22 protein-coding genes are annotated in these 22,270 nt (G+C 74.9%); 8 read left to right on the forward strand and 14 right to left on the reverse strand.

The genetic code is table 11. The features are described 5' to 3' along the window. A partial coding sequence (locus tag F1544_RS09180; protein ID WP_167584484.1) for an aldehyde dehydrogenase family protein occupies nt 1–662 on the forward strand: 662 nt, incomplete at its 5' end. Between the two features lie 197 nt (nt 663–859). Next, nucleotides 860–1,888: a ribosome small subunit-dependent GTPase A gene (rsgA, locus tag F1544_RS09185; protein ID WP_308469964.1), complete on the forward strand. Its 1,029-nt coding sequence runs from the start codon at nt 860–862 to the stop codon at nt 1,886–1,888. Between the two features lie 33 nt (nt 1,889–1,921). Here the strand turns inward: rsgA and F1544_RS09190 are convergent, their stop codons facing one another. Then, nucleotides 1,922–2,518, reverse strand: a complete 597-nt coding sequence (locus F1544_RS09190) for a P-loop nucleotide/nucleoside kinase family protein (RefSeq protein ID WP_208971572.1) — start codon at nt 2,516–2,518, stop codon at nt 1,922–1,924. A gap of 21 nt (nt 2,519–2,539) precedes the next feature. Continuing rightward, nucleotides 2,540–3,151 carry a TIGR03086 family metal-binding protein gene (locus F1544_RS09195; protein WP_167584486.1) on the reverse strand — a complete coding sequence of 204 codons (612 nt, stop codon included), beginning with the start codon at nt 3,149–3,151 and terminating at the stop codon, nt 2,540–2,542. 61 nt (nt 3,152–3,212) lie between these two features. Between F1544_RS09195 and F1544_RS09200 the strand changes: the two genes are divergently transcribed. Next, nucleotides 3,213–4,157 carry a helix-turn-helix transcriptional regulator gene (locus F1544_RS09200; protein WP_167584488.1) on the forward strand — a complete coding sequence of 315 codons (945 nt, stop codon included), beginning with the start codon at nt 3,213–3,215 and terminating at the stop codon, nt 4,155–4,157. Nucleotides 4,158–4,211: 54 nt separating this feature from the next. Here the strand turns inward: F1544_RS09200 and F1544_RS09205 are convergent, their stop codons facing one another. After that, a complete protein-coding gene (locus F1544_RS09205) occupies nt 4,212–5,294 on the reverse strand; it encodes an adenosine deaminase (protein WP_167584606.1) in 1,083 nt (360 codons plus the stop codon). 153 nt (nt 5,295–5,447) lie between these two features. On the opposite strand from F1544_RS09205, the gene F1544_RS09210 reads away from it, so the two are divergent. Next, nucleotides 5,448–5,666, forward strand: coding sequence for a hypothetical protein (locus tag F1544_RS09210; RefSeq protein ID WP_167584490.1), 219 nt, complete (start codon nt 5,448–5,450; stop codon nt 5,664–5,666). A 19-nt stretch (nt 5,667–5,685) separates the two neighbouring features. On the opposite strand, the gene F1544_RS09215 is transcribed toward F1544_RS09210, so the two are convergent. From F1544_RS09215 to F1544_RS09270, 11 genes are all read right to left on the reverse strand, one after another. Then, nucleotides 5,686–6,426, reverse strand: coding sequence for a TetR/AcrR family transcriptional regulator (locus F1544_RS09215; RefSeq protein WP_208971573.1), 741 nt, complete (start codon nt 6,424–6,426; stop codon nt 5,686–5,688). Beyond that, the gene (locus F1544_RS09220) at nt 6,423–7,496 is read right to left on the reverse strand and encodes a medium chain dehydrogenase/reductase family protein (RefSeq protein ID WP_208971574.1); all 1,074 of its coding nucleotides are present in this window, start codon (nt 7,494–7,496) and stop codon (nt 6,423–6,425) included. Before F1544_RS09220 ends, F1544_RS09215 begins: the two co-directional genes overlap by 4 nt. 46 nt (nt 7,497–7,542) lie before the next feature. Beyond that, nucleotides 7,543–8,502 (reverse strand): nitroreductase/quinone reductase family protein, encoded by a 960-nt coding sequence (locus tag F1544_RS23445; RefSeq protein ID WP_208971575.1) that lies wholly within the window; start codon nt 8,500–8,502, stop codon nt 7,543–7,545. A 416-nt stretch (nt 8,503–8,918) separates the two neighbouring features. Further along, a complete protein-coding gene (locus tag F1544_RS09235) occupies nt 8,919–10,211 on the reverse strand; it encodes a thymidine phosphorylase (RefSeq protein WP_167584492.1) in 1,293 nt (430 codons plus the stop codon). A gap of 4 nt (nt 10,212–10,215) precedes the next feature. Beyond that, nucleotides 10,216–10,647, reverse strand: coding sequence for a cytidine deaminase (locus F1544_RS09240; protein ID WP_167584494.1), 432 nt, complete (start codon nt 10,645–10,647; stop codon nt 10,216–10,218). Further along, a complete protein-coding gene (locus F1544_RS09245) occupies nt 10,644–11,951 on the reverse strand; it encodes an ABC transporter permease (RefSeq protein WP_308469966.1) in 1,308 nt (435 codons plus the stop codon). Before F1544_RS09245 ends, F1544_RS09240 begins: the two co-directional genes overlap by 4 nt. After that, nucleotides 11,948–13,120: an ABC transporter permease gene (locus F1544_RS09250; RefSeq protein ID WP_167584496.1), complete on the reverse strand. Its 1,173-nt coding sequence runs from the start codon at nt 13,118–13,120 to the stop codon at nt 11,948–11,950. The genes F1544_RS09245 and F1544_RS09250 overlap by 4 nt, the downstream gene beginning before the upstream one ends. Continuing rightward, nucleotides 13,117–14,688, reverse strand: coding sequence for an ABC transporter ATP-binding protein (locus F1544_RS09255; RefSeq protein WP_167584498.1), 1,572 nt, complete (start codon nt 14,686–14,688; stop codon nt 13,117–13,119). The genes F1544_RS09250 and F1544_RS09255 overlap by 4 nt, the downstream gene beginning before the upstream one ends. Before the next feature lies 1 nt (nt 14,689). Next, the gene (locus F1544_RS09260; protein ID WP_167584499.1) at nt 14,690–15,790 is read right to left on the reverse strand and encodes a BMP family lipoprotein; all 1,101 of its coding nucleotides are present in this window, start codon (nt 15,788–15,790) and stop codon (nt 14,690–14,692) included. A 66-nt stretch (nt 15,791–15,856) separates the two neighbouring features. Next, nucleotides 15,857–17,077 (reverse strand): amidohydrolase, encoded by a 1,221-nt coding sequence (locus F1544_RS09265; protein WP_167584501.1) that lies wholly within the window; start codon nt 17,075–17,077, stop codon nt 15,857–15,859. A 49-nt stretch (nt 17,078–17,126) separates the two neighbouring features. Then, nucleotides 17,127–18,257 (reverse strand): mannose-1-phosphate guanylyltransferase, encoded by a 1,131-nt coding sequence (locus F1544_RS09270; RefSeq protein WP_167584620.1) that lies wholly within the window; start codon nt 18,255–18,257, stop codon nt 17,127–17,129. Nucleotides 18,258–18,569: 312 nt separating this feature from the next. Between F1544_RS09270 and sdhC the strand changes: the two genes are divergently transcribed. The 4 genes from sdhC to F1544_RS09290 are packed head-to-tail and all read left to right on the forward strand — an operon-like array spanning nt 18,570 to nt 22,202. Next, nucleotides 18,570–18,986: a succinate dehydrogenase, cytochrome b556 subunit gene (sdhC, locus tag F1544_RS09275; RefSeq protein WP_167584503.1), complete on the forward strand. Its 417-nt coding sequence runs from the start codon at nt 18,570–18,572 to the stop codon at nt 18,984–18,986. Between the two features lie 11 nt (nt 18,987–18,997). Next, complete coding sequence (locus F1544_RS09280) at nt 18,998–19,492, forward strand: succinate dehydrogenase hydrophobic membrane anchor subunit (RefSeq protein WP_167584505.1); 495 nt, start codon at nt 18,998–19,000, stop codon at nt 19,490–19,492. Between the two features lie 32 nt (nt 19,493–19,524). After that, nucleotides 19,525–21,357: a succinate dehydrogenase flavoprotein subunit gene (gene sdhA / locus F1544_RS09285; RefSeq protein ID WP_167584507.1), complete on the forward strand. Its 1,833-nt coding sequence runs from the start codon at nt 19,525–19,527 to the stop codon at nt 21,355–21,357. Further along, entirely contained in the window at nt 21,357–22,202 is an 846-nt protein-coding gene (locus tag F1544_RS09290; protein ID WP_167584509.1) for a succinate dehydrogenase iron-sulfur subunit, read from the forward strand. Before sdhA ends, F1544_RS09290 begins: the two co-directional genes overlap by 1 nt. The last annotated feature ends 68 nt before the right edge of the window (nt 22,203–22,270 follow it).

Raw genomic sequence — 22,270 nt, forward strand, 5'->3', positions numbered from 1 at the left:
TCGCGGGGGCCGCCCGCGCGGCTGCCGCGTGGGCGGGGCAGCCGGGCGTCGCGCGCGGCCGGGCGCTGCTCGCCGTGGCCGCGGAGCTGGAGTCGCGGCGGGCGCAGTTCGTCGACGAGGTCCGCCGCGGCGAGGGGGTGCGCGTCACCGAGGCCGTCGCGGCGGTCGACGCGGCCGTGGACGACGCGGTGCGCTGGGCGGGCTGGGCGGACAAGCTCGACGTCCTGGCGCCCGGGCGGCGGGCGGCTCCCGGGGTCGTCGGGGTGCTGGCCCCGGAGGGTGACGTGCTGCTCGCGCCGGCGCGGGCGGTGCTGCCGGTGCTCGCCGCGGGCGGCGCGGTCGTGCTCGTGGCCTCCGCGGCGGCGCCGCGTCCCGCGGAGCTGCTGGGCCAGGCCGTCGCGACCGCGCTGCCGGGGGGCTGCCTCACCGTCCTGCACGCCGACGGCGGCACGGCCCCCGCGCTCGCGGCGGCCGTGGCGCGCCTGGACGCCCGCTGGTGCCCCGAGGACCTGCGGGCCGTCCGCGCCGCCGCGGCGGGGGCCGGTGGGCTCGTGCTGCAGCTGCCCGGGGGCCGCCGGGCGCACGACCTGGACGACGCCGCGCGGGTGGCCCCGCACCTGCCGGCGGAAAACCCGTGGCTGCGGGCGACCTCGCCGCCCTAGCGTCGGGCCTCCCGGCAGTCCGGGGACCAGCAGCAGGACGAGGAGGTGGGTCGTGGTGACGACGACGGCCGCGGGAAAGGTGCCCGCGCACGAGCCCCCCGCTCTCCGAACCCTGCTCCCCGAAGCTCTGCTCCCCCGCCCCGCACGGACGCGCTGACCTGACGCGCGCCCCGGGGCCCCCTCTCCTGGAGTCCCGCGTGTCCTCTGCTCCCGACCCGACCCACCCCCTGCTGCCCCTCGGCTACGACGACGGCTGGGCGGCCCTGCTCCCGCCCGGGACGGCGCCCGCCCGCGTCACCACCGTCCACCGCGGCGCGTGCGACGTCGTCGCCGCGGACGGCCCGCGGCGCCTGGCCGTCGACCGCAGCACCGGCGAGCCCGCCACGGGCGACTGGTGCGCCGTCGCGGGCGACCGGCCGGCCGCCCTGCTCCCCCGCCGCACCTGCCTGGTGCGGTCCTCGGTGTCCGGCCGCTCCCACACCCAGGTGCTCGCCGCGAACGTCGACACCGTCGTCGTGGTCCTCGCCCTCGACGACCGCCCCGCGCTCTCCCGCGTCGAGCGCTTCCTCACCCTCGCCTGGGAGAGCGGCGCGCGGCCGCTGCTCGCCCTCAGCAAGGCCGACCTCGTCGCGGACCCGGCGCCGGTGCTGCGGGACGTGGCCGTGGCGGCGCCCGGCGTCGACGTCGTCCCGGTCAGCGCCGAGACGGGGGCGGGGCTCGACGCGCTGCGGGCCGCGCTCACCGGCACCGTCGTCCTCATCGGCTCCTCGGGCGCGGGGAAGTCGACGCTCGCGAACGCGCTGCTCGGCACCGAGCGCTTCGCCACGGGCGACGTCCGGGCCGTCGACGGCAAGGGCCGGCACACGACGGTCCACCGGGAGCTCGCCGTCCTCGGCGACGGGCTCTGCCTCGTCGACACCCCGGGGCTGCGCAGCGTCGGCGTGGCCGGGGGCGAGGAGGGCCTGGAACGGGTGTTCGCCGACCTCGACGAGTTCGCGGTCGACTGCCGGTTCTCCGACTGCGGCCACCGGGCGGAACCCGGGTGCGCGGTGCTCGCCGCGATCGAGGCGGGCCTGCTCAGCGCCCGCCGCCTGGACAGCTACCGCACGCTGGTGCGCGAGCAGCAGCACTTCGAGGCCCGCACGGACGCCCGGCTGCGCGCCGAGCGGCTGCGGGCCTGGAAGGTGGTCGCCAAGCAGCAGCGGGCGCACCGGCCCCGCCCCTGAGCGGGAGGCCGGAACCGGTTGCAGGCGAACGGGTCAGGGGGGATCCGACCCCGCCGGCTCGTCTCCCGGCAGGGCCGTCGGCCACCACCGGGCCACCCAGCTCAGCCAGGAGTCGTGGCCCGCCGGCGGGGGGTCGAGGTCCGTCGCCGCGAGCTCGGCCGCGTCCGGTTCCTGGAACAGGAGCCGCCACCCGTCGAGGTCGGCGTCCGTCATGGCGAAGGTCGTTGCGGCGTCGGTCCGGGCGCGGTCCCGGACGCGGCGCCGCTGCTCCTGCGCGGTGACGGGCAGGTACACGAGCTCGCTCGTGGCCCCCGCGGAGGCGGCCAGCGCCCGCAGCGCCGTCCGCTCCTCGCGGGCCCAGACGCCGAAGTCGAGCACGACGTCGACGCCGAGGCGCAGCGTGGCGAGGGCGGTCCAGATCAGCCGCCCCTCGAGGACGTTGCGCCGGCCCTCGGGCTGCTCCTGCCCGAACAGCGGGAGCATCCACTCGTCCGGGGTCAGCCGCAGCGCCCCGCGCTGCGCGGCGATCTCCCGGGCCCGGCTGGTCTTGCCGGCCGCCGGCAGGCCGACCATGACGACGAGGTGGGGGCGGCGACCGCCGGTCGCGGTCCCGGCAGGCGGCGTGGTCACGGACGACGAGGGTAGGACGGCTCAGCCGCGCCCGAGCCACCCCGCGAGGCGGACGTGCGCCGGCGCGTCGTCGGGCACCGCCACGACGGGGCCGAAGGGGATGGGCCCGCCCCGCGGCTCGGCGGGCAGGAACCGCCGCGAGGTGGCGAGCGCGGCCTCCGCGAGGTCCTCGTCGAGCAGGTCCTCGCGGCCGATCGCGACCGCGAGGTCACCCGCGTGGGTCGTGAGCTCCTGCACGTAGGCGAGGCCCGCGAAGGCCCCGGGCATCGGCCCGGCGGGGTGGCGCACGGTGCGCGCGAGGACCGCGTCGTCCGCCCAGGCGGCCGTGAGCTCGCCGGCGCCCGCGCGGAAGGCCGCCGGCCAGCCGTCGTCCGGGACCCCGCTGACGAAGGACGGGCGGTCGTAGGCGTCACCGCCGCCGGCGAGGTAGGCGACCCGGTGGGTGACCGCGACCAGGTGGGACAGCAGGTCGCGGACGGCGAACTCCGTGCACGGCGTCGGCCGGTCGAGGTCGGCCACGTCGACGACGTCGACGAGCTCCCCGACCAGGCCGAGGGCGGCGCCCAGGACGGGCCGGGGGTCGGTGGGGGCTGCGGGGGCTGCGGGGGCTGCGGGGGCTTCCGAGGAGGTCATGGCGGCAGCCTCCCGCCTCATCACGACACCTCCTGTCAGGTATCCCTGGCACGATCCCGGGGTGCGTGCGGACCGGTTGCTCTCGATGCTCCTGCTGCTGCAGACCCACGGCCGGCTCCCCGCGCCGCAGCTCGCGCAGCGGCTGGAGGTGTCGGTGCGCACGGTGCTGCGCGACGTCGAGGCGCTGTCCGCGTCGGGGGTGCCGGTGTTCACCGAGCGCGGCCGCCACGGCGGGATCGCCCTGCTCCCGGGCTGGCGCACCGACGTCGTGGGGCTGACCGCGGCGGAGGGGCGGGCGCTGGTCAGCGCACCCGGACAGGGGCCGGAGTTCCGCTCGGCGCTGCGCAAGGTCCTGGCCAGTGCGCCTGCGCCGCAGCGCGACCAGCTGCAGCGCGCCGGTGAGCGGGTCCTGTCGGAACCCGCCGGGTGGCACCGCGCGCCGGTTCCCGGCCCCCACCTGGCGGCGCTGCAGGAGGCCGTGTTCGCGGGTTCCCGGGTCGTCCTGGACTACCGCCACAGCGGGCAGGACGCACCGCGGCGGCGGACGGTGGACCCGCACGGCCTCGTCGCCAAGGGCGGGATCTGGTACCTCGTGGCCGCGCACCGGGGCACCCCGCGGCTCTTCCGCGTCGACCGGGTGAGCGGCGTGCGGGCGACGGGCGCGCCGGCCGCCGCACCCGAGGCCCCGCTGGCGCAGGTGTGGGCGCGGCTGCGCGCGGAGGTCGAACGCCCCCGCGTGCCGCCCGTCGAGGTCCGCTTCCGCGTGCGCGGCGCGGTCGCCGACCGCGTCCTGCGGGTCGTCGCGGCCCAGCTGACCGGCCCCGCGGAGCCGGTGGGCGGTCCCGACGACGGGTGGCGGGAGTTCACCGCGCCGTTCCGCGCCGTGCCGGCCGCCACGGCGGCGCTGCTCGGCCTCGGCACGGACGTCCACGTCCTCGCACCGCCCGAGCTCGTCGCCGACCTCGTCACCACCGCCCGCGAGGTGCTCGGCGCGTACGGCGGCTGACCGGTCCGCCGGTGCCCCCCGCGGGTGCGGCGGGCGCCGGCGGACCGGTGCGCGTCAGGCCGTGGTGACCGCGGCCGCGAAGCCGGGGCGCAGGACGTCCTCCGCGAGCGCCAGCCGCTGGTCGAAGGGCAGGAACGACGCGGACAGCGCCGTGACCGTGGCCCGCTCGACGTCCGCGACGCGCCAGCCGGCCTCGTCGGCCAGCAGCGCGAACTCCCGGCTGAGGCTGGTGCCGGACATCAGCCGGTTGTCGGTGTTCACCGCGACGGCGAACCCGAGGTCCTTCAGCGCGGTGACGGGGTGCTCGGCGACGCTGGTGGCCGCACCGGTCTGCACGTTGCTCGACGGGCACAGCTCGAGGACGACACCGCGGTCGCGGACCCAGGCGGCGAGGCGGCCGAGGCGGGCGGCGGGCATCCCGAACCGGTCGGTGCCGCCCGTCAGCTCGACCTGGTCGGCGATGCGCACGCCGTGCCCGATGCGCTCGGCGCCGCAGGTGTGCAGGGCGTCGGCGATGCTCTCCGGGCCGGACGCCTCCCCCGCGTGGATCGTGACGGGGAAGTCCGCGGCGTGCAGCCGGTCGAACGCCTCGACGTGGTTCGACGCCGGGAACCCGATCTCGGCGCCGGCGATGTCGAAGCCCACGACGCCCGCGTCGCGGTGGCGCAGCGCGAGATCGGCGATCTCCAGCGACCGGTCGGCGTGGCGCATGGCGGTCACGAGGGTGCCGACGCGGATGGGGGTGCCGGCGGCCGCGGCCTGCTGCTCGCCGCGGCGCATGCCCTCCTCGACGGCGAGGACGACCTCGTCGAGGCTCAGACCGCCGGCGAGGTGCTGCTCGGGGGCGTAGCGGAGCTCGCCGTAGACGACGCCGTCGGCCGCGAGGTCGAGGACGGCCTCGGTGGCCACGCGGGCCAGCGACTCCGCGTCCTGCATGACGGCCACGGTGTGGTCGAACGTCTCCAGGTAGCGCACGAGCGAACCGGAGTCGGCGCTGTCGCGGAACCAGGCGCGCAGCTCCTCGGGGTCGGTCGTCGGCAGGACGTGGCCGTTGGCGGAGGCGATCTCCACGATCGTCGCGGGGCGCAGCCCGCCGTCCAGGTGGTCGTGCAGGGACACCTTGGGCAGGCGTCGCATGGTCTCGAAGGTGCTCACCGGCCGATCCTCCCACCGGCGCGGGGGCGACCGGGGTGCGGCCGGAGCCGCGCACCGCGGGCGACCAGCCAGGGGGCGAGGGTTTGGCCGGCCCGGTGGGGGGCATGTGCCCCCTACCCGACCGAGGAGTTCCACATGTGGGTCCTGCTGTCCTCCGGCCTGCGCCGGTGGCTCATCGCGTCCATCGCCATCCCCCTGGGCGCCAAGGCGCTCGGCGGGGTCGCGGGCCGGATCGAGTCGCGCGGCGGTGCGACGAAGCTGACGCGCACGCTGCGCTCGGCGTCCTCGCTCGTGACGAGCTCGAACGCGCCGCGCCGCAAGCGGTCCCTCGCCCGTCGCCTCCTGCGGCGCTGACGCCCGACGCGCGGGCCGCCTAGTCCTGCGGTGCCCCGGGCAGCAGGCGCGCCAGCGGCGCCACGAGCCGGTCGGTGATGTCCGGCGGCCAGGGGAACGCCGCGGTGACGGCGCGCTGGTCGGCCAGGCCGTGCAGGCCGAGCCACAGGGCGACGGCGTCCGCGCCCGCGTCGCGGCTGGCGGAGCGGCGCGCGTCGACGCAGTCCTGCAGGCAGGTCGCGAGGACGAGGAGCGCGTCGCGGCCCAGCGCGGTGAGGTCGGCCGCGTCCACCTCGTCGCGCTCCAGGGCCTGCTCGGTGTTCCACACGCCGCCGAACATGGCCCGGTAGCGGTGCGGCCGGTCCGCGGCGAAGGCCAGGTACGCCGCGCACGCCTGGTGCATCCGCGCCACGGGATCGCCTGCGGTGGTGGCGGTCCGCAGCTGCTCGTGCAGCTCGGCGAAGGCGTCCTGGACCACGGCCAGGAGGATCGCCTCCCGGTGCGGGAAGTGCGGGTAGATCGCGGGCGCGGTGATGCCCGCGCGGCGGGCGACGGCCCGCAGGGTGACCGCCTCCCCCGTGCCGCTCTCGTCGAGCAGGGCCGTGGCCGCGGCGACGATGTCGGCGCGCAGCCGGCCCCCCTGCCCGCGGCGGTTGCGCTCGCGGACGACGGCCTCAGGAGCGGGGTCGGTCACGGCGGTCACCTCGGGGACGGGACGGGCGGGCCCGGCGCTCGGGCCGGCGGGGACGGTGGAGACGGCGGCGACGGTGGGGGCTCTCACGGGACGAGCACGACCTTGCCACGGACGGTGTGGGACTCCGCGAGCTGCATCGCCTCCGCGGCCGAGGTCAGCGGCAGGCGGGCCGCGACCTGCGCGGTGAGCACGCCCGCCGCGAGCAGGTCGAGGACGGCCGTCATGTCGGCGCGGGTGCGCGCGCGGAAGGCCGCGGGGCGGCGGCGGTGCCCGGACCAGAGGTCGTAGAAAGCGGCGTGGCGGCCGTTGGGCAGGACCTGCCAGACGGCGACGCGCCCGATCGCGGCGAGGAAGGGCCCCCACATGCTGCCGGGCTCGTCGAGCGTGGAGGCGATCGCGTAGGCCACGACGGTCCCGCCGCGGGCCAGCAGGCGCCACGAGCGCGGCAGGCTCGCGCCGCCGAGGTGGTCGAAGACGGCGTCGTAGCCGCCCGGGGCCAGGGCGCGCAGCGCGCCCTCGAGGTCGGGGGTGGCGTAGTCGACGGGTTCCGCACCGAGGGCGCGCATCGCGTCGTGGTGGCGGGGGCTCGCGGTCGCGACGACCCGGACCCCCGCCTGGACGGCGAGCTGGACGAGGACGGTGCCCACGCCGCCGCTCGCGCCGTGGACGAGGACCGTCTGGCCGGCCCGGACGGACGCCGTGCGGTGCAGCATCTGCCACGCCGTGACGCCGTTGACGACGAGGGTCTCGACCTCGGCCGCGTCCAGGTCCGCGGCGACGGGCACGAGGTCGGCCGCCGTCACGAAGGCGTGGCTCGCCCAGCCGCCCGTCTTGGTCATGGCCGCCACGCGGGTCCCGGTCAGGGCCGCGTCGACGCCGGGCCCCGTGGCGAGGACCGTGCCGACGAGGTCGTAGCCCGGGACGAAGGGGAAGGCGGGCTGGCCGGGGTAGCGGCCGCGGCGCATCGACTGCTCGGCGAAGGAGATCCCCGTCGCCTCCACCGCGACGAGCACCTGCCCCGGGCCGGGGGCGCCCAGCTCGCGGGTGCGCACCTGCAGGCCGGACGGTTCCACGCGGCCCGGCAGCACGACCTCGGTGGCCGTCACGGTCGCGGGGGTGGCACTCAGGTCGGTCGGAGTGTTCTCGGGCGTGTTCACGGCTGCTCCTGGGGGGTTTTGGGCGGGAAGGGGAGGGCGGGGGACGTCAGGCGGTGGGGACGGGCAGCAGCTCGAAGGCGGTGACCCGGTCGGCGACGGCGGCGAACTGGGCCGGGTCGGCGCTGGTCACGAGGTCCAGCGCCTTGAAGAAGCGCACCCCGTCCGGGACGGCGGCGGGGAACGCCGTCATGAGCCGCCGGCGCAGCCCGGCCTCGCCGGTGGCGTCGAGCTCGCGCAGCACGACGTCCTCGGTGCGGCGGCCGTCGGTGAGGGTGCCGCGGCCCGCAGCGCGGGCGTTGCGCGCCCAGTCGCCCTCGGGCATCGGCGCCAGGACGAAGCGGCGGCCGTCCAGGCGCAGCGGCGAGACCGGGGTCGAGCGCGGCAGGCCGCTCGTGCGGCCGGGGACGGTGAGGACCTTGATGACGCCGGTGGAGACGCCGAGGCGGGACAGGAGCCGGACGACGGCGTTGGTCGGCCGGAGGTAGGCGGGGCGCCGGCGGGCGGCTTCGGCCGGGACTGACGGGGCGGCGGGGGCACCGACCTGCAGCTGGGTCATCAGCAGGAGGGTGTCGGAGTTCACCCAGTACTCCGCCAGCCGGCCACCGGCCACGCGCAGGACGTCCGTGCCGGTGAAGGCGATCCGGGTGCCGACGGGGGCCCCGGCCCCGGGCACACCACCCGCGTAGGTGCCGGTCGCGTTCCAGCGCAGCGCGATCAGGTCGCCGTCGACGAGCGGGCCGACCTGGATCGAGAAGGTGAGGTCCGGGAACGCCGTGCGGGTCTGGGAGATCCAGGCGACGAGGGTCGCGGCGCTGTCCACCGCGCTGCCGTCGCCGCCGTCCGTCATCGCCGCGTGCAGCCGGAACCCGTCGGCCACGAGCGCGTCGGCCTGGCCCGCGTCCCCGTTCCACAGCCGCAACCACGCCCCGACGAGCTGGGCCGTCGCGCGCTCCTGGTTCGTGGGCTGGGCCGCCTCGGTGGCGCTGGTGACCTCGGTGTCGATCATGGTCGTCTCCCGGTCGTCCGCAGGACCCGGAGCCGTCCGCTCCGTGGCTTTACGGGCGTAAAGCTACACGTTCGCTTAACGCATGTATAGCCATCGCGTCGGCTCCTCCGGGATCCCCGGATCCCCGGCGGTGATCGACGCAGCCGACTCCGCCGGGAGGCACGGGCACGCCCGGGGACCTCGACCCCGTCGAGCGGGTCGACGGAGGACCGGGCCGCGGGACGGCGGACGGGCGTGCGAGGGGGTGGTGACGTCGCCGGGAGACGCCGCCGCGTCGAGCCGGGGCGTGAGGCAGCAGCACGCGGAGCCTCAGCGGGCAGGGTGGTGCGGGCGAGCCTCGGCCGCCGAGCTTCGGCGGGGCCCCTACCGGGCCGGGGACGCGAGCGGCGACCGGGGCGCCGCGGAGAGCCGACCGCTCAGGCGGTGACGCGCTCGTGCACGAGCGGCGGCGGCGCGGGGGCATCGCCCGCGGGTACGACGCGCACCCCGCCCTCGAGGGCCTGCAGGGCCCACGCGAAGCGCTCGGGGGTGTCGGTGTGCAGGGACATGAGGGGGTCACCGGCGCGCACGGACTCCCCGCGCACGGCGTGCAGCTCGATCCCCGCCCCCGCCTGCACGGCCTCCTCGCGCCGCGAGCGCCCGGCGCCCAGGCGCCACGCGGCGACGCCGACGGCCATGGCGTCGACGTCGGCCAGCACGCCCGTGGACTCCGCGTGCACGACGTGCGTCTCGCGCGCCGTCGGCAGGGCCGCGTCGGGGTCGCCGCCCTGGGCGCGGACCATGGCGCGCCAGGAGTCCATCGCGCGGCCGTCCGCGAGCGCGTCCGCGGGGTCGACCGCGTCGAGCCCCACGGCGGCGAGCATCTCGCGCGCCAGCACGAGGGTGAGCTCCACGAGGTCGGCCGGGCCGCCGCCCGCGAGGACCTCGACGGACTCGCGCACCTCCAGCGCGTTGCCCGCGGTGCGGCCCAGCGGCGTGGACATGTCGGTGATGAGCGCGACGGTGCGCACCCCGGCGTCGGTGCCGAGGTCGACCATGGCCCGCGCGAGCTCCTGGGCCTGCGCCAGCTCGGCCATGAAGGCGCCCGAACCGGTCTTCACGTCGAGCACGAGCGCGCTGGTGCCCTCGGCGATCTTCTTGCTCATGATGGAGCTGGCGATGAGCGGCACGGCCTCGACCGTGGCCGTCACGTCGCGCAGCGCGTAGAGCTTCTTGTCGGCCGGCGCCAGGTCGCCCGTCGCCGCGCACACGACGGCCCCGACGTCGACGAGCTGGCGGCGGATCTCCGCCAGCGTCAGCGAGGCGCGCCAGCCGGGGATCGCCTCGAGCTTGTCGAGCGTCCCGCCCGTGTGGCCGAGGCCGCGGCCGGACAGCTGCGGCACCGCGGCCCCGCAGGCCGCGACGAGCGGCGCGAGCGGCAGGGTCGTCTTGTCGCCGACCCCGCCCGTGGAGTGCTTGTCGACGCTCGGGCGCGGCAGGTCGGTGAAGTCGAGGCGCGAGCCGCTCTCGATCATGGCGTGCGTCCAGCGGCTGGTCTCGCGCCGCGTCATCCCGTTCAGCAGGACGGCCATGGCCAGCGCCGACATCTGCTCCTCGGCGACGGCGCCGCGCGTGTAGGCGTCGACGACCCAGTCGATCTGGGCGTCGGACAGCTCGCCGCGGTCCCGCTTGGTGCGGATGACGTCGACGGCGGCGAACTGCTGGGTCACGGGATCAGGCCTTCCGGGACGGGTCGGTGAGGTCGTGCGGCCCGAACGCGTCGGGCAGCACCTGCGTCATGGGCAGCACCCCGCGCGGGGTGTCCACCAGCAGGTCCGGCCCGCCGAACTCGTACAGCAGCTGGCGGCAGCGCCCGCAGGGCATCAGCACCCCGCCGGCCGCGTCGACGCACGCGAAGGCCACGAGCCGTCCGCCGCCCGTCATCTGCAGCTGCCCGACGAGGGTGCACTCCGCGCACAGCGTCACGCCGTAGGAGGCGTTCTCGATGTTCGCGCCCGCGACCACGCGGCCGTCGTCGACGAGGGCCGCGGCCCCCACCGGGAACTTCGAGTACGGCGAGTACGAGTGCTCCAGGGCCTCGCGCGCCGCGGCCCGCAGCGCGTCGAAGTCGGGTCCGGTGCGGTCAGCGTCGGTCGTCGGGCTCACGGGTAGGGCTCCCCACTGGCGGCGGGCGGGCGGACGCGGCCGACGAAGCCGGCCACGGCGAAGATCGTCGCGAGGTACGGCAGCATCGCGAGGAAGCTGGACGGCACCGCGCCCGGCGTGGGCAGGATGCCGACGAGGGTCTGCAGCGCGGCGAAGAACCCGAACAGCAGGGACGCGCCGACCGCCCCCTTGGGGCTCCAGCGGCCGAAGATGACCGCGGCCAGGGCGATGAACCCCTTGCCGGCCGACATGTTCTCGGTGAACGGGCCGATCGTCCCGATCGACAGGTACGCGCCCGCGAGCCCGGCCATGCCGCCCGCGACGACGACGTTGACGTAACGCACGCGCAGCACCGGGATGCCGACCGTCGCGGCCGCCTTCGGGTGCTCCCCCACGGCCCGCGTGCGCAGGCCCCAGCGGGTGCGGAACAGCACGACCTGCAGCGCCACGATGAGCACGTACATGAGGTAGACGACGACGTTGGCGCGGAACAGCAGCGGGCCGACGACGGGCAGGTCGGCCAGGCCCGGGATCGGCAGCGGCTCCAGGACGCCCGGGGAGTTGTAGCGCTCGGTGTTCGTCTGCATGAGCGCCTTGTAGGCCCAGCCGGTGAACCCGAGGGCGGCCGCGTTCAGGACGACGCCGAGGATGACCTGGTTGACCTGGTAGCGGATCGCGAACACCGCGAGGACCCAGCCCACGAGGGCGCCCGCGAGCACGGCCCCGACGACGCCCGCCCCGAGGCTCCCGGCCAGGGTCGCGACGAGCGCCCCCGCGAACGCCCCGGTGAGCATCTGCCCCTCGATGGCGACGTTGACGACGCCCGAGCGCTCCCCGAGGACGCCCGCGAGCGCGCCGAGGATCAGCGGGGTGGCCAGGAACACCGTCGACTGCAGCAGCTGGACGACGTCGATCGACCCGCCGTCGCGGCCGGACATCGCCCAGGCGAGGAAGGCGATGACGAAGCAGGCCAGCGTGACGCCGATGAGGACGGGCGTGCGGCGCAGGCGGAACCCGCGCACGAGCTGGAAGACGCCCAGGGCGAGGACCACCGCGCCGAGCAGCACCGGGGTGGTGGTGCCGGGGACGGTGAGGTCGGGCAGGGCGATCGCGGCGCCGCCGCCGAAGCGGAACGTCGCGTCCCCCGTGCCGGAGCCGAAGCCCCAGCCGAGGACCGTGACGAGGCCGACGACGACGAGCAGCAGACCGGTGACGACGCGGCGCCGGACGCCGATGACGGGTTCGACGCGCTCGTGGACGACGACGGCGTCGGGGACCGCGACGGGCGGGGTCTGCGCGCTCACCGGGTCCACCCCGCCGCCAGCTCGCTGCCGACGGCCTTCGCGCCGCCGGGCTTCAGCCGGAACACCGCGCGCACCAGGGCGGGCGCGGCGATGAAGAGGACGACGAGGGCCTGCAGGACGCCGACGAGGTCGACGGGCACGCCCGTGGAGGACTGCATCTGCACCGACCCGGCGCGCATGCCGCCGAACAGCAGCCCCGCGGCGATGACGCCGTAGGGGTTGTTGCGGCCCAGCAGGGCGACGGTGATGGCGTCGAAGCCGATGGTCCCGGCGACCGACCCGGTCACCGACCCGGTGACGCCGAGCACCTGCGAGGCCCCGGCCAGGCCGGCGAGCCCGCCGGCCATCGCCATGGCCGCGATCTGCAGCCGGCCCACGGCCATGCCCGCGGTGCGCGCGGCGTCGGGGTTCGCGCCGACGGCCCGCAGCCGGAACCCGAGGGTCGAGCGCGTGAACAGCCACCAGACCCCGACGGCCGCGGCGAGCGCGAGCAGGAGGCCGAGGTGGACCCGCAGCGAGGAGCCCAGCAGGTGCGGCAGGCGGGCCGAGGCGGCCACGGACTCCGAGATCGCCTGCCCGTAGGGCGGCCGCTGGAACCCCTCGAGGCCGAGCAGGAACGTCAGCAGGTTGATGGCGACGTAGTTCAGCATGATGGTGGTGATCACCTCGTGGGCCCCGGTGCGGGCCTTGAGCCAGCCGACGATCCCGCCCCAGAGCGTCCCGCCGAGGATGCCCCCGACGAGCGCGACGACGAGGTGCAGGCCGACGGGCAGGTCGAACGTGAAGCCGACGTAGGCGGCCACGATGGCGCCCGCGATGATCTGCCCCTGCGCGCCGATGTTGAACAGCCCCACGCGGAACGACAGCGCGACCGCGAGCCCCGTGAGGATCAGCGGGGTCGCGTTGACGAGGGTCTCCGAGATCGGGCCGAGGGCCGCGGTGCCGGAGAGGTTCGGGTTGAACACCGCCCCCTGCACCAGCGCGACGTAGGCGTCGCGCACGGCGTACCCGGCCTCGGTGAACGTGTCCCACGGGTAGGTGAAGAAGTAGGTGGCGGCGTCGCGCGTGCGGGCGTCGCCGATCGCGATGAGCACGGCCCCCACGACGAGCGCCCCGACCACCGCGAACACCGTGACGAGCCAGGTGCCGCCCCAGCGCAGTCGCTTCACGCGCCGTCCCTCTCCACCGTCGGTCCGGCGGGGCCACCGGGGGCGGGGCCCCCGGCGGGCGGGCCCGCGGACGGTTGCGCCCCGGCCATGAGCAGGCCGAGGTCCTCCTGGCTGGCGTCGGGGCCGACCTCGCCGGCGATCCGGCCCCGGTAGAGCACGACGATGCGGTCGGCCAGCGCCCGCACCTCGTCGAGCTCGGTGGACACGAGGACCACGGCGGCGCCGCGGTCGCGCTCGGCCACGATGCGCTGGTGCACGAACTCCTGGCTGCCGACGTCGACGCCGCGGGTGGGCTGCGCGACGACGAGCAGCTTCAGCGGCCGCGACATCTCGCGCGCCAGGACGACCTTCTGCTGGTTGCCGCCCGACAGGGTCGAGACGGCGGCCTGCGGCGAGGACGTGCGGATGTCGAACTCCGCGACGCGCTCGGAGGCGTTGCGCTGCACCGCGGCCCGGTCGACGACGGGGCCGGAGGAGAACTCCGGCGACGAGGACAGGTCCAGGACGAGGTTCTCCGCGATGCTGAACGAGCCGACGAGGCCGTCGTGCAGGCGGTCCTCGGGGACGTAGCCGACGCCGCGGCCGAGCAGGCTCGCGACGCCCTCCCCCGTGACGTCCTCGCCCGAGAGACGCAGGGTCCCGGAGTCCACGGCCTGCAGCCCGACGATGCTGCGCGTCAGCTCGGTCTGGCCGTTGCCGTCGACGCCCGCCACCGCCAGCACCTCGCCGGCGCGGACGGTGAGGCTGACGTCGTCGAGCAGGACCGTGCCGGCGCTGTCGGTGACGCGCACGTCGGCCATCTCCAGCATGACGTCGCCCGGTGTCGCGGGGGCCTTCTCGACGGTGAGGCGCACGTCGCGGCCCACCATGAGCGCGGCGAGCTCCTGCGCGGAGGCGCTGGGCGAGGCCTCGCCGACGACGCGGCCGCGCCGGATCACGGTGATCCGGTCGGCCACGGCGCGGACCTCGCGCAGCTTGTGGGTGATGAAGACGATCGACGTCCCCGCGTCGGCGAGCTCCCGCATGACCCGCATGAGGTCGTCGGTCTCGGCCGGCGTGAGGACCGCCGTCGGCTCGTCCAGGACGAGCACCTTCGCCTGCCGCAGCAGGGCCTTGACGATCTCGACCCGCTGCTGGACGCCGACCGCGAGGTCGGCGACCAGGGTGTCCGGCGGCACGGCGAGGCCGAACCGCTCGGACGTCTCCACGACCCGCTTGCGGGCGCGGCGGCGGTCCAGCAGACCGCCGCCCTTCACGAGCTCGGACCCGAGGACGATGTTCTCGGTCGCGGTGAACGTCGGGACCAGCATGAAGTGCTGGTGCACCATGCCGATCCCGGCGTCCATGGCATCACCGGGCGACGAGAACGTCACGGGCCGGCCGTCGACGAGGATCTCGCCCTCGTCGGGCGTGTACAGCCCGTAGAGCACGTTCATGAGCGTGCTCTTGCCCGCCCCGTTCTCGCCCAGGAGGGCGTGGATCTCGCCCTCCCGGACCACGAGGTCGATCGCGTCGTTGGCGACGAGCGACCCGAAGCGCTTCGTGATGCCCCGCAGTTCGAGCTCCACCTCAGCTGGCGGCGATCGCGCTCGGCGAGGTGATCTTGATCGTGCCCGCGACGATGTCGGCCTTGACCTGGTCGAGCTCCGTCTTGAGCTCGGCCGGGACCTGCGCGTCGAACTTGTTGAACGGCGCCAGGCCGGTCCCCTCGTTCTTCAGGTTCCCGACGTAGCCGCCGGTCGGGAAGGTGCCGCCGGCCGCCGCGGTCACGTAGTCCGTCACCGCGTCGGTGAGGTTCTTGGTGACCGAGGAGATGAAGTAGTCGCAGTACTGCTCGGCGCTGACGCAGCCGTCGGTGTCGACCCAGATGAGGTTCAGCTTGCCGCCCGCGGCCTCGGCCGCGGCGCCCGCGCCCAGGCCGGCCTGGCCCGCCACCGGCATGATGATGTCGGCGCCCTGGCCGGCGAGGGTCTCGGTGATCGAGCGCCCCGCGGCCTGGTCGGTGAAGCTGTTGGAGAACGACCCGCCCTTCTGGTCGCCCTCGTCCCAGCCGAGCACCTTGACGGCCTTGCCCTTCTGGGCGTTGTAGTACTGCACGCCCTCCCAGAACCCGTCCATGTAGATGGTGACGGGCGGGATCGGCAGGCCGCCCCAGGTGCCGACGGTGCCGGTCTTGGTCATCCCGGCCGCGAGGTAGCCGCCCAGGAACCCGCCCTCGGCGGTGTTGTACTGGAACCCGTAGACGTTCGACGCGCCCGAGGAGGAGTCGATCTCCGCGAACTGCTGGTCCGGGTTCGCGGTCGCGACCTCCTTGACGGCGTCGCTCATGAGGCCGCCGACGGCGATGATCGTGTCGCAGCCCTTGGCCACCTCGGCGTTGAGGTTGGGCGTGTAGGCGGTGTCGTCGGTGGACGGCACGTAGGAGATGTCGATGTCCGCGTTCGCCTCCTTCGCGGCCGTGAGGCCCGCGTAGGAGGACTGGTTGAACGAGCGGTCGTCGACGCCACCGGTGTCGAGCACCATGCAGGCCGAGAACTTCGCGCCCGAGGCGGCGGACCCGGAGGCGGAGGAACCGCTCTGCGCGTCGGTGGGGCGGGCACCGCAGGACGCCAGGATCAGCGCGGCGGCGCCGATCGCGGCCGCCGGGGCGAGGCGGGTGAACTTCGTCATGGGGGTGCTCCTCCAGGGGGGCAGATCGACGATCGACGGCCCAGCCTAGTGTGCGCCTTGCCCTGACTAGACCGTTCCGGGCCGCAGATCGTCCAGCGGAGCGCGCCGTGACGCGGCAGTCGCGGCCAGCACCCGGATGCCGGGCCCCAGCGCCGCCTCGTCCGGCTGGTAGTCGCCGCGGTGCAGGTCGTAGGTCACCCCGCCCGGGGTGCGGGTCCCCAGCCGCACCATCGCGCCGCGCACGTGGTGCAGGTACCAGGCGAAGTCCTCCCCGCCCAGCGACTGCCGGGTGGGCAGGACCGCGAGGTCGCCGAGCTCCGCGCGCGCCGCGGTCTCGAGGACGGCGGTGGCCAGCACGTCGTTGTCGACGGGCGGCACGCCGCGCTGCAGCGTGACCTCCGCCCGGACGGCGTAGGGGCGCACGAGGTCGGCGACGACGCCCTCGACGAGCTCGCCGGCGTGCTGCCACGCCTCGGTCTCCATGCAGCGCAGGGTCCCCGACGCGACACCGGTGCTGGGCACGGCGTTCGCGGCCTCGCCGGCGCTGACCATCCCCCAGGTGAGGTTCACGCCCGAGCGGGGGTCGACGCGGCGGGTCAGCACGGCCGGCAGCTGGGTGACGACCTGGCCGAGCGCGAAGACGAGGTCCCCGGCCAGGTGCGGGCGCGAGGTGTGCCCGCCGGTCCCGAACAGCCGGACCGTCACGTGGTCGGAGGCGGAGGTGATCGGCCCGGCCTTCAGGCCCACGGTCCCGGCGTCCAGGCTCGGGTCGCAGTGCAGGCTGTAGATGGCGCCGATGCCGTCGACCACGCCGGCGCGCAGCGCCTCCAGGGCGCCGCCCGGCATGACCTCCTCGGCGGCCTGGAAGATCAGCCGGACGCCGTGCGGGAGGGCGCCCGCGCGGTGCAGGTCGGCCAGGACCAGACCGGCGCCCGCGACGACGGCGGTGTGCACGTCGTGACCGCACGCGTGGGCGATCGAGGGGCGCGTCGAGGCGTAGGGCAGCCCCGTGGCCTCCTGCAGCGGCAGGGCGTCGAGGTCGGCGCGCAGCGCGACGACGGGCACGCCGGGGCCGATGTCGGCCGTCAGCCCCGTCCCGGGCAGCAGCCGCACGCGGTAGCCCGCGCCGCGCATGAGCGCGGCCACGGCGTCCGTGGTCGCGTGCTCGTCGTGGCTCAGCTCCGGGTGCGCGTGCACCTGTCGGCGCAGAGCGAGCGCCGTCGCGAGGTGCGGGGCGAGCAGGTCGGCGGGGACGGGGGGTCCCGGCGGAGGGGAGAGGCTGCTCACGAGGACGAGACGCTACTCCAGCGCCACCGGCGCCCCCGGGGACCGCGCGTCACGTGACGTGCAGCCCGGCCTCCTCCAGCCGGCTCACGAGCTTCTTGACCTCCTGCGAGCGCGCCCGGGTCGTCACCAGCAGCGCGTCGGGGGTGTCGACCACGACGATGTCGTCCACGCCGAGCAGCGCGACGATCCGGCCGTTGCCGGGGACCACGAGGCCGCCCGCGACGCCCTCGGTGACGACGAGGTCGGGGTCGCCCAGGACGTGGGGCCGGCCGACGTCGGCGGGCAGCAGCTCCGCGAGGGAGGAGAAGTCCCCCACGTCGTCCCAGCCGAAGGTCGCGGGCACGACCGCGACGCGGCCCTCCTCGGCGGCGGGCTCCGCCACGGCGTGGTCGATCGCGATGGCCGGCAGCGCGTCCCACTGCTCCTCCAGCACCGCGTCGCGCTGCGGGGTGTCCCACGCGTCGGCGATCCGCTGCAGGCCGGCGTGCAGGGCCGGGGCGTGCACCGACAGCAGCTCGAGCAGGACGTCGGCGCGCGCCACGAACATGCCGCCGTTCCAGCGGTAGTCCCCCGTCGACAGGTAGGCGGCCGCCGTGCGGGCGTCGGGCTTCTCCTTGAACTGCAGGACGCGGCGCGCGTTGGGCGCGCCCTGCAGGCGCAGCCGCTTGCCGAGGCGGATGTAGCCGAAGGCCGTGGCGGGGTGGGAGGGAGCGATGCCGATGGTCACGACGAAGCCGCGGCGGGCCGTGACGACGGCCTCCTCGACCGAGCCCTCGAAGTCGTCGCGGCCGGAGATGATCTGGTCGGCCGCGAAGGAGCCGATGACGGCGTCCGGGTTCCGGCGCACCAGCACGGCCGCGGCCAGGCCGATGGCCGCGGCGGACTCGCGTCGGCTCGGCTCGGCCAGCACGTTGTCGCCGCGCAGGTCGGGCAGCTGCTCGCGCACGGCGTCGACGTGCGAGCGCCCGGTGACGACGAGGGTCCGCTCCGCGGTGGACAGCGGCAGCAGCCGGTCCCACGTCGACTGGATCAGGGTGCGCCCGCGGCCCGCGAGGTCGAGGAGGAACTTGGGCCGGTCGCTGCGCGAGAGCGGCCACAGCCGGGTGCCGGCCCCGCCGGCGGGGACGACGGCGTAGAAGTCGCTCAGGTCGATCGTGGCGTCCTCGAGGTCGTCCTCCATCCAGCCCGTCGGGCCCCCCGCCACCCGGCCCGGGCCGGGCCCGTCCGTCCCCGCCGTCGCTGCCCCCGCATCGCTCATGCCCGGAACCTACCGGCGGCCGGTCACGCAGCGCTGCGGATCACTGCTCTGAGGTGAGCCTGGCCTCGCGTGACCTGCGTCTCCACCGCCCCGTGAGTCCTTCGTCACAAATCCTCCCCACCCCGCTCCCCGGCACCGGCTCCGGCGCCGCACGCGCCTACCATCGGAGGAGACGCCGCCGTTGGAGTGATGGCACCCGAGCTCGCGCGGCGTTCCGACGCGAGGAGGAAGCCGGTGGCCACGAGCACCTCAGCCACGAAGCCTGTGAAGCCCGGGCGGCAGAAGCCGGCGGGGACGCTCTACCGCGGGCGCGAGGGCATGTGGTCCTGGGTGATGCACCGCATCTCCGGGGTCCTGATCTTCTTCTTCCTCTTCGTGCACGTCCTGGACACCGCGACGGTGCGGATCTCCCCGGAGGTCTACGACGCGGTCATCGGCCAGTACAAGAACCCCGTGATGGGCCTCGGCGAGGCCGGCCTCGTCGGCGCGGTCGTCTTCCACGCCCTCAACGGCATCCGGATCATCCTGGTCGACTTCTGGTCCGGCGGCACCAAGCACCAGCGCAAGCTCTTCTGGGGCGTCGTGGCCCTGTGGGTCGTGCTGATGGTGCCCTTCCTCGTCCGCCACCTGACCAACGTCTTCACCCACTGAGGGCCGCAGCCATGAGCGATCAAGCACCCGGCGCGAGCTACGCCCCCGCCCTCGAGACCCCCCGCTCGCCGTACCGGCGCAGCAAGGCGACCCGGACCAACTGGGAGCTGTACGGCTGGCTCTTCATGCGGATGTCCGGCCTGGCCCTCGTGGTCCTCGTCTTCGGGCACCTCTTCGTCAACCTCATGACCGGCGACGGCATCCACCAGGTCGACTGGGGCTTCGTCGCCGGCAAGTGGTCCAGCCCGTTCTGGCAGGTCTGGGACCTGCTGATGCTGTGGCTGGCCCAGCTGCACGGCACCAACGGCGTGCGCACCGTCATCAACGACTACGCCGAGCGGGACGCGACGCGCTTCTGGCTGAAGATGGCGCTGTACCTGGCGACCACGATCGTCATCGTCGTCGGCACGCTCGTCATCTTCACGTTCGACCCGTGCGCCGACCCCAACTCCATGCTGGAGATCTGCCGGGCGGCAGGCTCGACCGTCCCCACCATCACCAACTGATCCACACCACCACACCTCGAGGGAGCCGAGCCATGCAGACGCACCAGTTCGACGTGGTCATCGTCGGTGCGGGCGGGGCGGGCATGCGCGCCGCCCTCGAGTCCGGCAAGCGCCAGCGCACCGCGGTGCTGACCAAGCTGTACCCCACCCGGTCCCACACCGGCGCGGCGCAGGGCGGCATGTGCGCCGCCCTCGCCAACGTCGAGGAGGACAACTGGGAGTGGCACACCTTCGACACCGTCAAGGGCGGTGACTACCTCGTCGACCAGGACGCCGCCGAGGTGATGTGCAAGGAGGCCATCGACGCGGTCCTCGACCTCGAGAAGATGGGCCTGCCCTTCAACCGCACGCCCGAGGGCAAGATCGACCAGCGCCGCTTCGGCGGGCACACGCGCGACCACGGCAAGGCGCCCGTGCGCCGCTCGTGCTTCGCCGCGGACCGCACCGGCCACATGATCCTGCAGACCCTCTACCAGCAGTGCGTGAAGCACGAGGTGGAGTTCTTCAACGAGTTCTACGTGCTGGACCTGCTGCTGGTCGACGCCGACGAGGCGAAGACGGGCGCCGAGATCGAGGGCAGCACCGAGCAGCCCGAGGTCACCGCGCCGCCGTCGATCGGCGTGCCCGGCGGCAAGCGCGTCGCGGGCGTCGTGGCCTACGAGCTGGCGACCGGCGAGATCCACGTGTTCCAGGCCAAGGCCGTCGTGCTCGCCACCGGCGGTGCCGGCAAGGTCTTCAAGACGACCTCCAACGCGCACACCCTCACGGGTGACGGCATGGGCATCGCCTACCGCAGCGGGCTGCCGCTGGAGGACATGGAGTTCTTCCAGTTCCACCCGACGGGCCTCGCGGGCCTGGGGATCCTGCTGTCCGAGGCCGCGCGCGGTGAGGGCGGCATCCTCCGCAACGCCGACGGCGAGCGGTTCATGGAGCGCTACGCCCCCACCATCAAGGACCTCGCGCCGCGCGACATCGTCGCCCGCGCGATGGCCAACGAGGTGCGCGAGGGCCGCGGCGCCGGGCCGAACAAGGACTACGTCCTGCTCGACCTGACCCACCTCGAACCCGCGCACATCGACGCCAAGCTCCCCGACATCACGGAGTTCGCGCGCACCTACCTCGGCGTCGAGCCGTACACCGAGCCGGTGCCCGTCTACCCCACCGCGCACTACGCGATGGGCGGCGTGCCGACCAACGTCGAGGCCGAGGTGCTCGAGGACAACACCCACGTCGTCCCGGGGCTCTACGCCGCCGGCGAGGTGGCCTGCGTCTCGGTGCACGGGTCGAACCGCCTCGGCACCAACTCGCTGCTGGACATCAACGTGTTCGGCCGGCGGGCGGGCCTCGCGGCCGCCGAGTACGCGTCGAAGGCGTCGTGGGTGGCCCTGCCGGCCAACCCGGAGGCCGCGGTCGTCGCGTCGATGGCCGAGCTGCGCGACCGGCCCCAGGGCGAGCGCATCTCCGACATCCGCCGCGAGCTGCAGGACTCGATGGACCTCAACGCCCAGGTGTTCCGCACCGAGGCGACCCTCAAGCAGGCCCTGACCGACATCGACCGCCTGAAGGAGCGCTACGCGCGGGCGTCGGTGCAGGACAAGGGCAAGCGCTTCAACACCGACCTGCTGGAGGGCCTCGAGCTCGGGTTCCTCCTCGACCTCGCCGAGGTCATGGTGCTCGGTGCCCTGGAGCGCAAGGAGTCCCGCGGCGGGCACTTCCGCGAGGACTACCCGAACCGCGACGACGTCAACTTCATGCGGCACACGATGGTCTACCGCACGACCGACGCCGCCGGACAGCACTCGATGCGCCTGGACTTCAAGCCCGTCGTCCAGACGCGCTACATGCCGATGGAGCGCAAGTACTGATGTCGACGTTCGAGACCTCCCCCCGGGAGACCAACGGGGAAGCCGGCCCGGCCAAGTCCGCCGAGACCGCCCACGAGGGCAGCGGCAAGGTCGCTCCCCGCAAGGGCGGCAACGAGTCGGGGACGGGCGAGATCCCGTCCTTCGAGATCACCGTCCGCCTGCGCCGCTACGACCCGGAGCAGGACACGGAGCCGCACTGGGAGGACTACCAGGTCACCGCCCACGGCACCGACCGCGTCCTCGACGCCCTGCACAAGATCAAGTGGGAGCAGGACGGCCGCCTGGCGTTCCGCCGCTCCTGCGCGCACGGCGTGTGCGGGTCCGACGCGATGCGGATCAACGGCCGCAACCGCCTGGCCTGCAAGACGCTGCTGAAGGACCTCAACATCGACAAGCCGATCCTCGTCGAGCCCATCAAGGGCCTGCCGGTGGAGAAGGACCTCATCGTCGACATGGAGCCGTTCTTCGCGGCCTACCGCGAGGTCATGCCGTTCCTCATCACCAAGGGCGCGGAGCCGACCCGGGAGCGCATCCAGTCCCAGGCCGACCGCGAGCGCTTCGACGACACGACCAAGTGCATCCTGTGCGCCGCGTGCACGTCGAGCTGCCCCGTGTTCTGGACCGACGGCCAGTACTTCGGGCCCGCGTCGATCGTCAACGCGCACCGGTTCATCTTCGACAGCCGCGACTCCGGCTCGGACCTGCGCCTGGAGATCCTGAACGACAAGGAGGGCGTGTGGCGCTGCCGCACGACCTTCAACTGCTCCGAGGCGTGCCCCCGCGGCATCCAGGTCACCAAGGCCATCGCCGAGGTCAAGCAGGCCCTGATCGCCCGCAAGTTCTGACGCACCACCAGCACGACCGACGGGCCCCTCGCTCTGCGCGAGGGGCCCGTCGTCGTTCCCGGGCCCAC

This window comes from Kineococcus rubinsiae (genome assembly GCF_011839805.1).
In the GTDB taxonomy this organism is placed as follows: domain Bacteria; phylum Actinomycetota; class Actinomycetes; order Actinomycetales; family Kineococcaceae; genus Kineococcus; species Kineococcus rubinsiae.

Excerpts from the sequence above, each read along its gene's own strand:
- F1544_RS09195 (WP_167584486.1), bottom strand. The coding sequence starts at position 3,151 with ATGACCTCCTCGGAAGCCCCCGCAGCCCCCGCAGCCCCCGCAGCCCCC.
- F1544_RS09205 (WP_167584606.1), bottom strand. The coding sequence starts at position 5,294 with ATGCGACGCCTGCCCAAGGTGTCCCTGCACGACCACCTGGACGGCGGG.
- F1544_RS09210 (WP_167584490.1), top strand. The coding sequence starts at position 5,448 with ATGTGGGTCCTGCTGTCCTCCGGCCTGCGCCGGTGGCTCATCGCGTCC.
- F1544_RS23445 (WP_208971575.1), bottom strand. The coding sequence starts at position 8,502 with ATGATCGACACCGAGGTCACCAGCGCCACCGAGGCGGCCCAGCCCACG.
- F1544_RS09260 (WP_167584499.1), bottom strand. The coding sequence starts at position 15,790 with ATGACGAAGTTCACCCGCCTCGCCCCGGCGGCCGCGATCGGCGCCGCC.
- F1544_RS09270 (WP_167584620.1), bottom strand. The coding sequence starts at position 18,257 with ATGGAGGACGACCTCGAGGACGCCACGATCGACCTGAGCGACTTCTAC.
- F1544_RS09280 (WP_167584505.1), top strand. The coding sequence starts at position 18,998 with ATGAGCGATCAAGCACCCGGCGCGAGCTACGCCCCCGCCCTCGAGACC.
- sdhA (WP_167584507.1), top strand. The coding sequence starts at position 19,525 with ATGCAGACGCACCAGTTCGACGTGGTCATCGTCGGTGCGGGCGGGGCG.
- F1544_RS09290 (WP_167584509.1), top strand. The coding sequence starts at position 21,357 with ATGTCGACGTTCGAGACCTCCCCCCGGGAGACCAACGGGGAAGCCGGC.